This is a genomic window from Streptomyces sp. NPDC038135 (assembly GCF_055601245.1).
In genome coordinates, this window is the sequence record NZ_JBVJXS010000004.1 from 205,168 (window position 1) to 218,960 (window position 13,793).

Here is a 13,793-nt window from a genome sequence, read left to right on the forward strand (position 1 = left end):
GATCGCCGGATGCCGGAAGTCCGCGCCGAGCACCTCTGGTCGCCGATCTCCAGAATGACGTTCGGCGGCGCGGGCCTTCACTGCCGGCGGGAGTGACCCCGTCGGTGCCATTCCGCCGCAAGCAGTTCGTACGAGCGGACCCGGTCCGTATGGTCGTGAGTGATCGTCGTGATGAGCAACTCGTCCGCGCCCGTGGCCTCCTGCAGTTGTTCCAACTGGTCGGCGACCCTGCCCGGCGAGCCGACGAACTGGGTGTCGAGGCGGTCCTGGACGAGGGCCCGGTCCTCGTCGTTCCATGCGTGGGCGCGCGCTTCCTGCGGCGTCGGGAACTCGATGGCGCCCTCGGCGGTACGAATGCTGCGCACCCACGGGCCGTAACCGGTGGCGAGTTCACGTGCTGTTGCGTCGTCCTCGGCGACGACCACGTCCGCCGAGACGCTGACGTAGGGCTTGTCGAGGAACTCGGAGGGCTGGAAGAAGGACCGGTAGCCCTCCACCGCCTCCAGGACTGTGGCCGGGCTGACGTGATAGTTGGCTGCGAACCGCAGACCGTTTCCGCCCGCAACCTCGGCGCTCTGACCACCGCTGCTGCCCAGGATCCACACCTCGACGTCGGCGCCCTCCCCCGGCACGACGTGCGCTTCGACGCCTTCCGGTGAGCGGTAGGTGCCGGCCAGCAGGGCGAGGATGTCGTCGATCTGCTCGGCGTAGTCCTGTGACTCGGCGCCCGGCAGCAGGAGCAGCCTGCGTTGCAGCGCGATGCGGGGTGAGCCGAGCAGATGCTCGAAGGAGAAGCGGGGCGGTATGAGCAGACCGTTCGGGGCGCGGCCGTCGGCGACCGGGGTCGCCGTCGGCTGCGGTGAGGACGTCTGCCCCGGTGGGCGGCCGCCCGAGCGGCCGAGGCCCAGATCGAAGCGCCCCGGATGCAGTGCGTCGAGCAGGCCGAACTCCTCCACGGTGGACAGCGCCGTGCGGTGCCCGAGCTGCACGGCCCCGGAGCCGAGCCGGATGGTAGAGGTGGCGGAGGCGGTCAGCGCCAGGACGACTGCGGGTGACGTGCCGGCGACGCCGGGATTGAGATGGTGCTCGGCGAACCAGTAGCGGCCGTATCCGAAGCGTTCGGCCTGCTGTGCCAGGTCGATGGAGTTGCGCAGGGCGTCGGCCGGCGTCGAACCGGACGGGATCGGAACCAGGTCGAGGATGCCGAGGGGGATGTCAGACACGGGTGGGCTCCTGAGTGAGTGGTGATGCGGGAAGCGCGGGGCCCCAGGCGAACGGTGGGTTCGGAATCCCGCGGCGCAGCACGGGGGCGACCTCGGACTGAAACAACTCGAGGGAGGCGCGGTGTTGGACATCCGTCAGCCCCCCAGCGTCAGCGGGCACGTGGAGCACGGTGTGCCCGAATTGCCCGTGGTAGCGGTGCACCTTGTCGATGACCTGCTGTGGGCTGCCGATCAGGGCGGAGCTGCGTTCGACGAAGTCCTCCAGGGTCTCGAAGACCACAGGGAGTCCCGCCTGCTTGAAGAAGGCCAGGTTGGCTTCGAAGATCGGCCGGTACGCGGCGAGCGCCTCCTGTGAGGTGGGGGCGACGCAGATGCCGGCGGTGCCGGCGCCGACGGCTGTCTGCGCCGGGTCGTGGCCGTAGTGCTCCCAGCGCTCGCGGTAGTAGTGGATCAATTCGGCGTACGGCTCGATGGGGTTGCTGACGTTGGCCGAGAACAGTGGGTCGCCATACCGGGCGGCCAGGTCGACGGACTCCTTACTGGTGGCGCTGCCGTGCCAGACCCGGATCGGCTGCTGGTAGGGCCGTGGCCACACCTCGGCGTCGGTCAGTGGGGGTCGGAAGCGGGTGTCGGCGGTGACTTTGTCCTGGCGCCAGATCTTCCGGAAGACCTCGTAGCTTTCGGCGTTGCGGTCCCACTGGTCCTCGGGCGTGACATGGAACAGGTCGCGTTGGGCGGCGCCGTTGCCCTTGCCGATGATCAGTTCGAGGCGCCCGTTGGACAGGTGGTCGAGGGTGGCGTAGTCCTCGTATGCCCGGACCGGGTCCAGCAGGCTGAGCGTCGTGACGGCCGTGAACAGGCGGATCCGCTTCGTCAGGGCGGCCACATGGCTGAGTACGACGGTCGGGGACGAGGAGATGAACGGCCGCTCGTGCCGCTCCCCCACGCCGAAGCCGTCGAAGCCCAGTTCCTCGGCGAGCAGCGCGTTGTCGAGCACCTCGCGGTAGCGGTCGTGGGTCGGTTTCTGTATCCCGGTGAGCGGGTCCGGTCGATGGACGATCAGGGTGATGGCGATGAACTTCACGACGCGACTCGCTCGCCCTGGACGTCGTCCGGGTGCGCGAGGCCGAGGTGGTCGCGCAGGGTCGTGCCTTCGTATTCGGTGCGGAAGACGCCGCGCTCCTGCAGCAGGGGCACGACCTTGTCGGCGAAGGGGTCGAGTCCGCCGGGGGTGATGTGCGGGACGAGGATGAAGCCGTCCGATGCGTCGGCCTGGACGAAGTCGTTGATGGTTTTGGCTACGGTGGCCGGGGAGCCGATGAAGGTCTGGCGGTTGCCGGTGCTGATGACCAGGTCGCGGATGGACCAGTTGTTGGCGGCCGCCAGCTCGCGCCATTCGCGCGCGGTGGCGAGTGGGTCGCGGTACATGCGCACCTGGGCGCGGCCCTTGGAGATGTGGTCGTCGCTGACATTCGGGTCGATGTCGGGCAGCGGCCCGTCCGGGTCATAGGCCGACAGGTCCCGGTTCCAGACGAACTCCAGATGTTTGATGGCGGTGGCCCCGCTGACCTGCTGTCGGCGAACCTCCTTGGCCAGTTCTTCGGCCTCGGCGTCGGTGTCGCCGAGCACAAAGGTGGCGGCGGGCAGGATCAGCAGATCATGGTGGGTGCGGCCGTACTTCGCGAGGCGACTCTTGACGTCCGTGTAGAACGCCTGGCCCTCCTTGAGGGTGGCGTACCGGCTGAAGATCGCATCGGCGCTGGAGGCGGCGAACTCGCGCCCCTCGTCGGAGTCGCCGGCCTGGAAGATCACCGGGCGGCCCTGTGGCGAGCGCGGGACGTTGAACTGACCGTGGATGTCGAAGTGCCGGCCGGTGTGGACGAAGGAGCCGGCCTTCGCGTCGCTCAGGAAGACGCCGGTCGCCTGGTCTGCGATGATCTCGTCGCCGTGCCAGGAGTCGAGGAGTTCGTTCGCGGTGGCCAGGAACTCCTTGGCGCGGGAGTAGCGCTCTTCCTGCGGAAGGAAGCCGCCGCGGCGGAAGTTCTCGCCGGTGAAGGCGTCCCAGGAGGTGACCACGTTCCACGCGGAGCGGCCTCCGGAGAGATGGTCGAGGCTGGCGAACTGGCGCGCCACCTCATAGGGCTCGTTGAAGGTCGAGTTGATGGTGCCGGTCAGGCCGAGGTGCTCGGTGACGGCGGCGAGCGCGGCGAGGACGGTGAACGTGTCGGGGCGGCCGACGACGTCGAGGTCGTAGATCTTCCCGCCCTGTTCGCGCAGCCTGAGCCCCTCGGCGAGGAAGAGGAAGTCGAATTTGGCGCGCTCGGCGGTCTGCGCGAAGTGCACGAACGAGCTGAACTCGATATGGCTGCCGGCCCGCGGGTCGCTCCACACGGTGGTGTTGTTGACACCCGGGAAGTGCGCGGCCAGATGGATCTGCTTCAGCGGCTTGCTGGTCATGTCGGTGTGGTCCTTCCGGCTCAGGCGGTGGCCGCGGCGGCGTAACGGTTGGCGGGGCGGGACAGACGCAGCAGGCCGCGGAGCGTGTCGGCTTCGTAGGCGGTACGGAAGGCGCCTCGGCGCTGGAGTTCGGGGACCAGTCGGCGGGTGATGGCCGGCAGGTCGTGTCCGGCGACGGCTGGACGAAGCCTGAAGCCACTCAGCCCCGCCTCGCTGAACTCGAGCAAGAGGTCGGCCAGTTGAGAGGGTGTGCCGGCGAAGATCCGGGCGTCGCTGATGTTCGGCTCCCCCGCGAGCGCGTCGAGGCGTGCGCGCCGGTCCTCCGCGGCGGCCTGATCGTCGTCCAGGAAGACCACCAGATCGGCGAAGATGTGCAGCAGTTCATCGGCGCGCCCGGCTGCCTCCTGTTCGGCGCGGATCTCGGCGACGATCGCGCCGGCCTGCTCGGCGTCGTGCGGGGTGACGTAGCCGACGTCGGCTTGGCGGGCGACGAGCCGGTAGGGGACCGTCTGGTGGGCGAGGGCGGTGACCAGCGGCTGGCCCTGCGGCGGGCGGGGTGTGATGGAGGGGCCCTTGACGCTGAAGTACTTGCCCTCGAAGCCTATGTAGTGCAGTTTGTCGCGGTCGATGAAACGGCCGGTGGCGACGTCCCGGATCTCTGCGTCGTCCTCCCAGCTGTCCCAGAGCCGGCGCACGACCTCGACGTGGTCGGCGGCCTCGTCGAAGAGGTCGGTCAGCCGCTCCTGCCCGCCCGGGGTCTGCAGTTCCCGCAGGCTGAGCGACGGCAAGGTGCGGCGGCCGAAGTGGTCGGCTTCATGCGGACGGGCGGAGATCTGCACTCGCAGGCCGGCGCGGCCGGTGCTCACGTAGTCGAGAGTGGCGATCGCCTTGGAGATGTGGAACGGCTCGGTGTGGGTGGCGATCACGGTCGGCACCAGCCCGATGTGCCGGGTCAGGGGCGCGATCCGGGAGGCGATCAGGACGGCGTCCAGCCGTCCGCGGACCTGGTCGGTGCGGCCGTCCAACTCGCCGTAGTGCGAGGACTGCAGGCCGAGCCCGTCCTCGAAGGTGACGAAGTCGAGAAGCCCACGCTCGGCTTCGGCGGCCAGGTCGGCCCAGTACCCGGCGGTGAACAGGTCCCGGGGGCGTGCGACGGGTTCGCGCCAGGATGCGGGGTGCCAGCCGGTGCCGTCGAGGGCGACGGCGAGGTGCAGCGAAGAAGGGGACACGAATGGATGCCTTCCTGGAGATCTGTACGAGAACGCCGACCCGCGTGAATGGGGCGAACGGTGGCTGGCGGCGGGCAGCGAGACGGAGTCCGCCGGCCGAAGTCCGAAGAGGGTCAGGGGTGACAGAGGGCGCTGGCCACGCGCTGAAGGTCGATGTGGGGCCGGGAGTGCAGGCGGACGGTACGGAGTACACGTGTCATGTGGCGCACTCCGTCCGAACTGCCGCCATCCGCCATGACAACAGCATGGTCATGCCTCGTCTGCCACAGCGATGGCTCCGGTGTTCCGCACGAGCGAGAAGACCGTACGGCAGCGCAGGGTGAAGCCGAGCGACTCGTACAGCCGGATGGCGTCGGTGTTGGTGGCGCTGGCGTGCAGGAAGGGTTGCTCTCCACGTTCCTTGATGCCGGCGGCGACGGCGCGGACCAGGCGCGTGGCCAGGCCCCGGCCGCGGTGGTCGGGGTCGGTGCACACGGCGCTGATCTCGGTCCAGCCGGGTGGGCGCAGCCGTTCGCCGGCCATCGCGATCAGTCGGCCGCGGTGGCGGATTCCCAGATAGGTGCCCAGCTCGACGGTGCGCGGCAGGTAGGGGCCCGGTTGGGTGCGGGCGACCAGATCGAGGATATCGGGTACGTCGGCGGGGCCGAGCAGTACTGCGTCAGGGTCGGGCTCCGCCCGTAGCCCAGTGTCCACGAGCTGCACGCCAGGGCCTGTCTGAACGAGCTCCCAGCCGGTCGGCGGTTCGCTCACGCCGCGGATCGCGGCGCTGCCGCCGGGGCCGACGAGCGTGGCGAGGTCGGCCCAGGCGCGCGGGTCGTCCTCGTCGGTGACGGCGTGGAAGGGGGCCACGTCCAGCGGATAGCGGGCGGCTCGGCCGACGCGTTCGGCGAAGTGGGCGTGCGGGCCGGTGAGGGCGGCCCAGGCGGGGTTGTCGAGGACATGGGATGAGGTGGCTTCGAGACTGATGACGGACATCGCGTGACGTCTCCGGTGCTGGGGGCGGGGCGGGGATCCCGCCGCGAGATGACGGCAGGATCCCCGGCCGAGGGTGGGTCAGGAGTTGTCCAGCGGAAGTCCGGGCGGGTTGACTTCGGACTTGGCGACGGCCTCGTTGGAGAGGTTGTAGGCCTTGAGCCACTCGGTGTACTGGCCGTTCTTTATCAAGTAGTTGATGGCGTCGGCGAGCGGCTTGGCCAGGCCGCTGTCCTTCTTCGCGGTGGCCGCGATCAGGCCCTGCAGGCTCGCGCCGGCGCCGGAGTAGGTGCCCGCGGTGCGGGTGGCGTTCGGCGTGCCCGCGACCTGACGGTTGTGGTAGGCGAAACCGGGGTTGGGGCCGAAGGAGGCGTCGACCTTTCCGCTGTTCAGCGCCAGGTAGGTGCTGGTGCTGTCCTGGAAGTATTTGACGTTGAGCTTCTTGCCCTCCTTGGCGAGCTTCGCCTTCCACTCCAGGAGGATTCTCTCCTGGTTGGTGCCGGAGGCGACTGCGATCGTCTTGCCGGCGAGGTGCTCGTAGTCGCCGTCGAAGTTCCAGGTGTTCTTCTTTGCGACGAGGAAGGCGAGGTTGTCCTGCCGGTAGGCGGCGAACTCGTACTTTCTCTTGCGCTCCTCGGTGTCGGTGACGTTGGAGAAGGCCACGTCGACCTTGCCGCTGTCGATGCCGACGAAGAGGTTCTCCCATGTGGAGTTCTTCACCTCGGGCTTGAGACCGAGGACCGCCGCGACCAGGCGGCCGAGGTCGGGTTCGGAGCCGGTGAGGGTCTTCTGGTCGTCGCCGACGTAGGCCAGCGGCGGGAAGCCGGCCGGCAGGGCGCCGATGCCGATCTCCAGCTTGCCGCTTTTCTTGATGGCGGCGGGCAGTTCGGCGCTGATGGACTTGACCTCGGAGACCTTGATGGTGGTCTGCTTGGCTGCGCCGTTGGAAACCTGGCCGACCACGACCTCGCCGGACTTGGCGTCGCTGGTGGTGGAGGTGGCCGCGTCGCTGTTGCCACCGCAGGCGGCGAGCCCGGTGGCCAGGGAGGCGACAGCGGTCGCCGCAGTGATGGCGCGTGTCAGGCTGCGTCGGGGGAAGTGGGTAGACATGGCCGTTCCTTGTCGTTCAGGGGCGGTGATGAGGTGGTGGTGCTGGCGGGGTGAGGGTTGGGGCGGGCGGTCAGAGGACCTTGCTGAGAAAGTCCCTGGTCCGCTCGAGCCGGGGATTGTCGAGGACGTCGGAGGGCGGGCCCTGCTCGATGATCCTGCCGCTGTCGATGAAGACGACCTGGTCCGCGATCTCGCGGGCGAATCCGATCTCGTGGGTGACGATGACGAGGGTGGTGCCACTGTGCGCCAGGTCCCGGATGACGCCGAGGACTTCGCCGACGAGCTCGGGGTCCAGGGCAGAGGTGGGCTCGTCGAAGAGGATGACGCCGGGGCGCAGGGCGAGGGCGCGGGCGATGGCCACGCGCTGCTGCTGGCCGCCGGAGAGCTGGCGTGGATAGGCGCCGGTCTTGTCGGCGAGGCCGACCCGGCTCAGGAGCTCACGGGCGAGTTCCCGGGCCTCGGGCTTGCCGAGCCGGCCGGTGGCGACGGGGGCGGCAGCCACGTTGTCCAGGACCGTCAGGTGCGGGAAGAGGTTGAAGTTCTGGAAGACGAACCCGATCCTCCCGCGCTGGGTGAGGATGGCCCGCTCGCTCAGCTCCTTCAGCCGGTCGCCCTGGCGCTTCACGCCGATCAGCTCGCCGTTGATGCTGACGTAGCCGATCTCGGGCTTCTCCAAGTGATTGATGACCCGCAGCAGGGTGGACTTGCCGGAGCCGGAGGGGCCGAGGATCACGGTGACCTCGCCGGGGCGGACGGTCAGATCGATCCCGTTCAGCACCCGATGGGCGCCGTACCACTTGTGCACATCGTGCACCTCGACGGTGGCGGCCTCGACCTCCGCCAGGGCTTCGAGCGTCTCGGCGGTCATACGGTGGCCTCCCGGCGGATGCGGGCCCGCAGGTCGGTGAGACCGGTGCGGAGCTTCTGCAGCGGCGTCGGCGGCTGGACGCGGGTGGCACCGCGGGCGAAGTACCGCTCGACGTAGAACTGGACGACGGAGACGACGCTGGTCAGGATCAGGTACCAGACGGTCACTACCAGCAGCAGCGGCACGATGTCGCCGGGGTAGGTGGAGCCCATGGTCTGCGCGGAGCCGAACAGGTCGAGCAGGGAGACGTAGAAGACCAGCGAGGTCCCCTTGATGAGGCCGATGAGCTGGTTGACGTAGTTCGGGGTGATCGAGCGCAGGGCCTGCGGGAAGACGATTCTCCGGAACTGGTAGGCCTTGGGCAGGCCGAGCGCCGCGGCCGCCTCGTGATGGCCCTGATCGACGGAAAGGATGCCGCCGCGCACCACCTCGGCCGCGTAGGCGGCCTCGTTGAGGCTGAGGCCGATGACGGCGACGACCATGTCGGTGGCGAGTTTCGACTCGTCGAAGGTGAAAAGGGCCGGCCCGAAGGGAATGCCGACGCTCAACGTCTTGTACAGGGCACTGAAGTTGTAGAGGAAGATCAGCACCACGATGAGCGGTATGGAGCGGAACGCCCAGACGTAGGTCCAGCTGAGGGCGCGCAGCACCGGGCTCTTCGACAGCCGGGCCAGAGCGAGCAGGATGCCGCCGATCAGTCCCAACACGGCGCTGTAGGCGGTCGCTTCGAGGGTGATCAGGAGCCCGTCGAGGATGTTCGGTCGCAGGAACCAGTAGCCGAAGCGGTTCCACTGGTAGAAGGGGTTGGAGATCAGTCCGTGCAAGACCTGGGCGACGAGGACCAGGGCGACCGCGGTGACGATCCAGCGTCCTGGCCGCCGTAGCGGTAGAACTCGTTGGGCCGTGAGGGCTTTCGACGGTTCGTTGGCGGTATGCGCCTCGGGGAGGGTGATGGTGGCGCCAGGGGGTTCGCTCATGGTGGGCTCCGGCTGGGTGGTAACGCCCCGGGAGCGCGGCGGCATGCGGGGACGCACACGACGGCGAGGTACCGGGGGGCGGAGGGACGACGGCACACCGCGCGGGCGGTGTCGGTCAGGGGGTGCGGGGGCTGCGGGGAGGTGTCAGCCCCGGCAGCGGGCACAGCCCGGTGCGGTACACAATGCGCTGTTCACGCGGAGCAGATCGACGGTGCGATCGGCCACCAGCAGATTGCGGTACGCCCGTACGCAGCCCTGTGGGCGGCGGATCGCCGTCCTGGGAGCTGCGTGCATGGCGTCACCGTCACTCTTCCGGCCCTTCGGGCCTCGCGCTTACCGAAACGTTTTCGGTCCGGTCGTCACCTGGGGCACCCCACCGCGGCGCGAGGGTTGCCGGTCAGCTAGCCAGGGCTTGTTGCTGACGCTCATGACCGTTCTGGGCCGTAGTTAAGACAACTGCCCGAACGAATGTCAATGCTGGTCCACCAGATGGACCGGCTAACGGGCTGCGTGTGCCGCCCAGTCAAGGATCGGGACGGCTGCTCCGGCGGCCTCCAGGCCATGACAGCGGGCGTGGTGCCGGCGTGCGATGCCGTCGAGGTTCAGGTGGGTACCGAAGGCCGGGTGGGCGGTCAGGCGGCGGGCGTAAGCCCACAGCGCCGGTTGGCCGGCGATGCGCTGCACCGCGGCGGCGTCCAAATGGTTGCGGTGCACGGTGTCGAGTTGGACCAGAGCGACCCACAACTCCACGTCCGCGACGGTGACTTCGTCGCGAATCACGTAGGTACGCCCGGCAAGCCAGCGCTCCAGCACGCCCAGCGTCTCCAGCAGCGTCCCGAGCGCCGCGTCGCGCTCCGCCCGCTCCGCGCCGGCCGAACCGGCGCGCTGGGCGGCCTCCTCGATGCCCTGCGCGCACATCCGCTCGACGGCCTCGATCTCGGACTCCGCGCCGCAGGGGTAGGGCGAGGGGCGCTCGCTGCCGAATCTCCGGGCGAGGTCGCGCATGATGTCCGGGGCGTGGGTGCTGACGATCCGTCCGGACCAGTCGTCACTGAGCACAGGAGCGACGGCCGGACCGGTGTACCGGTGTGCGCTCGCGTCGTAGAGCGGCCGCAGAGCCGAGTGACCGCCCTCGGGGCAGTCGGGCACGGCGGGCAGGAAAGTCGTGGGGCATACGGTGTCCAGGCTGAGCAGGCTGTGGACGACGGCGAGGCGGAGCCCATCGGGACACGCGGTCGACAGATGGAGCCGGTAGCGGCCGGGAACGGCGTAGTGGCCGCTGCGTGCGTCCCGGCCGATCCGGCCCCGGAAGGCGGGCGCGGATCGGCCGGACGGGTGGGCGGCCAGCGGTGTGACGGTCATGACTCTCCCCGAGAGCGGGCGCGGGACGTACGCGCGGCGGAAGCGACGTCGGACGAGGGAGCAGGGCTCACCTGCGCACACCGGACAGGGCGAACGATGAGGGGACGCCGTCGGCGCGGGATGGGCGCGGCTCAGGCCCGGGACCTGATCGCGCTGCAGACGCGCTGCAGGTCGATGTGGCGGCGGCAGGTCAGGTGAAGAGACGGACGGCTCACTCGGACGGTGACCGGTTTCAGACGTCTCATATTTCCCTACCGATTTACTGGGATTCCTGCAGTGAGTGTCGATCCGACCGACGTCGACGTCAAGAGGTCCGTCCCGGATCGCGGACTTCCCGATGGACGGTGTCCCTCGGTGGCACAGTCACCACACGTTTCCCACTGCAACCGTCGGAACGCGGTGACGGTCTCCTGCAAGGGACCCAGAAGGGCTCGCAGGCTCTCTCGATCGGAGCCGGTTCTGACTGACATGATTGTTGGAATAGCGCTCAACGCGTCCGACGCGCCGAACCAGGTCGACGCGACCGTCCAACTGGCCCGAGAGACCGCGGAACTCGGCCTCGCGTTGGCCTGGTTCGGGCAGGCCTTCGGCCCGGACTCGCCCCAGCTTGCGGCGATCGTCGGTCGCGAAGTGCCCGCACTGCAGGTCGGCACCTCCGCGATCCCCGTTTTCGGCCGCCACCCGCTGCTGATCTCCAGCCAGGCCCAGACCGCCCAGGCCGCGACCCACGGCCGCTACCACCTCGGTCTGGCCCTGGGCACGAAGCTACTGACGGAGGCCGGCTTCGGTCTGCCCTTCTAGCGCCCCATCGCCCGTCTGCGTGAATTCCGCAGACGGGATCCTTCCCGTACCTGGCGGGACCGCGCGCGCCCCCGACGACCGTGGGCGCCGCCGTCTCGACGGTACCGTCGTCCTGAACCGCGCCGCGAACCTGCCGTGCGCGTACACGGACCTGGCCACCTGCCCGCTGCCCCCGGCCGAGAACCGGTTGCCGGTGGCGGTCGAGGCCGGTCAGAAAATCCCCCGCGAGCGCGGCGGTGCTTGAGCCCTCAGCTTGGGAAGCTCCTGTCTTGCGACCCCGGCCGCCTCGCTGACCTGCGACCAGGGCGCCCGCGCCCCGAGCAGGTCAGCGCGCGATTCCCCGGTATCGAGGAAGAGGAACGGCATCCCACCCCAGGCGCTGGACGACACCGTCCACCAGCGCGTGCGGCTCGGCGTCCTCACCGTTGCCCGCGAAGCCGATCGGGTCGAATTCAGCTTCCTGAAGAAGCAACTGGCTGTCACCGACGGAAATCTCTCCCGGCGCCTGAAGGTGCTGGAAGAGTCCGGAATGATCACCGTCGAGAAGGGCTACGCCGGTCGACGCCCCAACAGGGTATCCCTCACGCGCGAAGGTGCGCAGGCCCTGGACGCTGAACTCCGGGCCCTACGTGCGCTCGTCCTACGCCTTGAGGCTCCTGAACCTGTGCCTGATACACCTGACACCCGATCGCCGCTTCAGGAGTTCGTTCTCCACCCGATCGAGCTTTCGCTGGGGCACAGGACGAAGAGCGGGAAGGCCCGACGGCGCGGCCGGTCGCCCATCTCTTCCAGCGCCACGCGGATCTCACGCAGGTGGTCGGTGGTCATCTGCAGCGGGGGCTCGTCAGGCTGATAGACGGTACGGATCGGATAGTCCACACCAGGTTGCCGGGACATCTCGATGTGGCAGCCGAGCACGTGGGTGACCGTCCGGTGGTCGCAGAAGTCGATCAAGCGATCAATCGTCCGGATGAACGCCGGCCAGTCATCGATGTAGAGCCGGCCGGGGTAGACCGTGTCACCGGTGAGAAGGAACCCGGTCCACGGATCGTAGAAGGTCACCGCCGCTTCGTGGTGGCCCGGGGTGGCCAGACACTCCAGCACCCTCCCCCCGAGGTCGATGTGCGCCACAGCATCAGGGTCGGTGGCAAATCCGAAATACGGCCAGGCGGCGGCCGACTCCGCACCGACGACCGTGGTGTCAGGACGATCGGAGAACTGGCCGTCGCCTGCGACGTGATCACCGTGCGGGTGAGTGTGCAGCACGAGCAACTGGTAGCCGTGCCGTGGGTGACGCGCGAGCCAGGACTCCATGAGCTCGTCGACCACCTGGCGAAGAGGGAAAAACTCGGCGGATGCGGTGGCGCCGGTGTCGATCAGCACCGCCCGCTCATTGCCGAACAACAGGAACAAGAACGGCGCCTCGTAGTCGATCGCCATGTTCTGCCGGAGGATGAACGTGTGCTCGTCATAGCCGTGGACCTGGATGTCCGGATCGGCGTTGTGCTTGGCCGACGGCGAGCCGTGAATCCACCGCACATCCAGCGCACCAGGCCTGGGCTTGGCTCCCTCGAAGTCGATCAGGAAGCTGTCGGCACCCATGACGTCTCCTTGAGTGCGTCGTCTTGGCGGGCCGGGTACGGCGCACATCTCGTCCGGGGCAGGCACCTGTGAGCCTCCACGCCGACGCTAACACGCACATCGTCAAGGGTCTGCCAGAAGCCCGATGGCCTCGGATCGCCGCTCCACGCTCTGGCACGTGCACGGCACGGGCCGGGGGCCGAGTGGTGCCTGCCACTCCGACACCAGCGGGCCCCGGTCACAGGTCGCCTGAATACCGGTCGTGATGCTCTCGGCGACAGGGGTCTGACTCCCGGATCGGTCCGACTCCGCCGTGGCGGCGCTCTTGCGGCTTGAGGGGACCGAGCGTGGCTGGTGGTGGGCCGGGAACGATGAGGGGCGGCGTGAGCTGCTGGCTACTCCCTTTCCGCATCCCGACTCCTACGCCGGGGCGGACGACGAACTGATGGCGCGTGAGCCACAGGCTGAGGCGTTCGAGGACGACGCCGCGTACCGGGAGGCTCGGTCTGCCTGGGAGGGCGAGGTCGACAGGTTCGAGGACTTGAAGACGGCCGGTGCGCTCGTCATCCAGGACCATCATGTCGGCGGCGCGCAGCCCGTTCAGTTCGGGCAGCGGGGGGATCACGGCTCCTGGGCACTGTTGTCGCCGAGCTGGGGGCCATCCGTTCCACCAAGTCCTGTTGTTCAGCGCTAGGTTTTGACTCTGTGGTCGGCGTCGGCTCCGGATAAGGGTGCCTGCGACGTGGAAGCATGGAGCGGCTCGTGGGATCGAGCATCGTTAGTGCTTCCGTCTGCCACCAAGCCAGCCCATAATCCGTCTGGTTGGGGGTGGGTGGTGGCCGATTTCTTCCTCTGGTTCCAGGTGTTTTTCTGGGAGTACCTGGCTTTCGCGGCTTTGCTGGGCCTTGTTTTCCTGGTCGGCGGTGCCGGCTGGCGGGCCAGCCTCCTATGGGGGCTAGGACTCGCGACGCTTCTGCCCACGTCGATCTTCGTCGGCTTCCGAGTCTTGGGGGTCTAGCCCGTGACGTCCTGGTTCGCGCTGACGAGAAGCGGCTGTGCCGCTCCTGGGGCCGGCCTGGGCGCGTCAGTAGCGAAGAAGTCAAGGGTCGGGTCGCTGACCTGCGGACGTAACCTCGCGGGCACGGCTTGGTCAGAAGGCGTTCCACCACCAACGATCCGGCGGATCACCGTACGGCACGGCGTCGGGACGTTC

General features: G+C 68.6%; 13 protein-coding genes, 3 pseudogenes and 2 riboswitches. Of the genes and pseudogenes, 4 read left to right on the top strand and 12 right to left on the bottom strand.

Features of this window, described 5'->3' with window-relative positions; genetic code table 11:
- Window positions 1-77 precede the first annotated feature (77 nt).
- The 10 genes from ACZ7JA_RS12505 to ACZ7JA_RS12550 form a co-directional block, all read right to left on the bottom strand.
- Window positions 78-1,223: an LLM class flavin-dependent oxidoreductase gene (locus ACZ7JA_RS12505; RefSeq protein WP_351663630.1), complete on the bottom strand. Its 1,146-nt coding sequence runs from the start codon at window positions 1,221-1,223 to the stop codon at window positions 78-80.
- Entirely contained in the window at window positions 1,216-2,307 is a 1,092-nt protein-coding gene (locus ACZ7JA_RS12510) for an LLM class flavin-dependent oxidoreductase (protein ID WP_470808052.1), read from the bottom strand. Before ACZ7JA_RS12510 ends, ACZ7JA_RS12505 begins: the two co-directional genes overlap by 8 nt.
- A complete protein-coding gene (locus tag ACZ7JA_RS12515; protein WP_351663626.1) occupies window positions 2,304-3,680 on the bottom strand; it encodes an NtaA/DmoA family FMN-dependent monooxygenase in 1,377 nt (458 codons plus the stop codon). The genes ACZ7JA_RS12510 and ACZ7JA_RS12515 overlap by 4 nt, the downstream gene beginning before the upstream one ends.
- Window positions 3,681-3,700: 20 nt before the next feature.
- Entirely contained in the window at window positions 3,701-4,909 is a 1,209-nt protein-coding gene (locus tag ACZ7JA_RS12520) for an LLM class flavin-dependent oxidoreductase (protein ID WP_470808053.1), read from the bottom strand.
- Between the two features lie 113 nt (window positions 4,910-5,022).
- On the bottom strand, window positions 5,023-5,145 hold the full coding sequence (locus ACZ7JA_RS12525) for a putative leader peptide (protein ID WP_389447359.1): 123 nt from the start codon (window positions 5,143-5,145) through the stop codon (window positions 5,023-5,025).
- Between the two features lie 13 nt (window positions 5,146-5,158).
- Entirely contained in the window at window positions 5,159-5,884 is a 726-nt protein-coding gene (locus tag ACZ7JA_RS12530; protein ID WP_470808054.1) for a GNAT family N-acetyltransferase, read from the bottom strand.
- Window positions 5,885-5,962: 78 nt separating this feature from the next.
- Window positions 5,963-6,991, bottom strand: coding sequence for a transporter substrate-binding domain-containing protein (locus ACZ7JA_RS12535; protein ID WP_389447361.1), 1,029 nt, complete (start codon window positions 6,989-6,991; stop codon window positions 5,963-5,965).
- A 70-nt stretch (window positions 6,992-7,061) separates the two neighbouring features.
- Window positions 7,062-7,859 carry an amino acid ABC transporter ATP-binding protein gene (locus ACZ7JA_RS12540; RefSeq protein ID WP_351663622.1) on the bottom strand — a complete coding sequence of 266 codons (798 nt, stop codon included), beginning with the start codon at window positions 7,857-7,859 and terminating at the stop codon, window positions 7,062-7,064.
- Entirely contained in the window at window positions 7,856-8,836 is a 981-nt protein-coding gene (locus ACZ7JA_RS12545; protein ID WP_351663621.1) for an amino acid ABC transporter permease, read from the bottom strand. Before ACZ7JA_RS12545 ends, ACZ7JA_RS12540 begins: the two co-directional genes overlap by 4 nt.
- 324 nt (window positions 8,837-9,160) lie before the next feature.
- Window positions 9,161-9,269: riboswitch (SAM riboswitch) on the bottom strand.
- 65 nt (window positions 9,270-9,334) lie between these two features.
- On the bottom strand, window positions 9,335-10,198 hold the full coding sequence (locus ACZ7JA_RS12550; RefSeq protein ID WP_389297866.1) for a glutathione S-transferase C-terminal domain-containing protein: 864 nt from the start codon (window positions 10,196-10,198) through the stop codon (window positions 9,335-9,337).
- A 468-nt stretch (window positions 10,199-10,666) separates the two neighbouring features.
- On the opposite strand from ACZ7JA_RS12550, the pseudogene ACZ7JA_RS12555 reads away from it, so the two are divergent.
- The 3 pseudogenes from ACZ7JA_RS12555 to ACZ7JA_RS12565 all read left to right on the top strand — a co-directional run.
- Window positions 10,667-10,996 (top strand): annotated as a pseudogene (locus ACZ7JA_RS12555) (LLM class flavin-dependent oxidoreductase); the annotation flags it as partial.
- A 100-nt stretch (window positions 10,997-11,096) separates the two neighbouring features.
- Window positions 11,097-11,243: pseudogene (locus ACZ7JA_RS12560) on the top strand (DUF1684 domain-containing protein); the annotation flags it as partial.
- Window positions 11,244-11,402: 159 nt separating this feature from the next.
- Window positions 11,403-11,579 (top strand): annotated as a pseudogene (locus ACZ7JA_RS12565) (transcriptional regulator); the annotation flags it as partial.
- Window positions 11,580-11,695: 116 nt separating this feature from the next.
- On the opposite strand, the gene ACZ7JA_RS12570 reads toward ACZ7JA_RS12565, so the two are convergent.
- Together ACZ7JA_RS12570 and ACZ7JA_RS12575 are read right to left on the bottom strand one after the other, a co-directional pair.
- Entirely contained in the window at window positions 11,696-12,601 is a 906-nt protein-coding gene (locus tag ACZ7JA_RS12570; protein WP_450745134.1) for an MBL fold metallo-hydrolase, read from the bottom strand.
- 12 nt (window positions 12,602-12,613) lie between these two features.
- A riboswitch (guanidine-III (ykkC-III) riboswitch) is annotated at window positions 12,614-12,681 on the bottom strand.
- Between the two features lie 137 nt (window positions 12,682-12,818).
- Window positions 12,819-13,205, bottom strand: coding sequence for a hypothetical protein (locus ACZ7JA_RS12575; RefSeq protein WP_470808055.1), 387 nt, complete (start codon window positions 13,203-13,205; stop codon window positions 12,819-12,821).
- Window positions 13,206-13,415: 210 nt separating this feature from the next.
- Here ACZ7JA_RS12575 and ACZ7JA_RS12580 point away from each other — a divergent pair, with 210 nt between their 5' ends.
- Window positions 13,416-13,598 (top strand): hypothetical protein, encoded by a 183-nt coding sequence (locus ACZ7JA_RS12580; RefSeq protein WP_351663616.1) that lies wholly within the window; start codon window positions 13,416-13,418, stop codon window positions 13,596-13,598.
- Window positions 13,599-13,793 lie beyond the last annotated feature (195 nt).

Excerpts from the sequence above, each read along its gene's own strand:
- ACZ7JA_RS12570 (WP_450745134.1), bottom strand. The coding sequence starts at position 12,601 with ATGGGTGCCGACAGCTTCCTGATCGACTTCGAGGGAGCCAAGCCCAGG.
- ACZ7JA_RS12525 (WP_389447359.1), bottom strand. The coding sequence starts at position 5,145 with ATGGCGGATGGCGGCAGTTCGGACGGAGTGCGCCACATGACACGTGTA.
- ACZ7JA_RS12530 (WP_470808054.1), bottom strand. The coding sequence starts at position 5,884 with ATGTCCGTCATCAGTCTCGAAGCCACCTCATCCCATGTCCTCGACAAC.
- ACZ7JA_RS12515 (WP_351663626.1), bottom strand. The coding sequence starts at position 3,680 with ATGACCAGCAAGCCGCTGAAGCAGATCCATCTGGCCGCGCACTTCCCG.
- ACZ7JA_RS12545 (WP_351663621.1), bottom strand. The coding sequence starts at position 8,836 with ATGAGCGAACCCCCTGGCGCCACCATCACCCTCCCCGAGGCGCATACC.
- ACZ7JA_RS12535 (WP_389447361.1), bottom strand. The coding sequence starts at position 6,991 with ATGTCTACCCACTTCCCCCGACGCAGCCTGACACGCGCCATCACTGCG.
- ACZ7JA_RS12550 (WP_389297866.1), bottom strand. The coding sequence starts at position 10,198 with ATGACCGTCACACCGCTGGCCGCCCACCCGTCCGGCCGATCCGCGCCC.
- ACZ7JA_RS12540 (WP_351663622.1), bottom strand. The coding sequence starts at position 7,859 with ATGACCGCCGAGACGCTCGAAGCCCTGGCGGAGGTCGAGGCCGCCACC.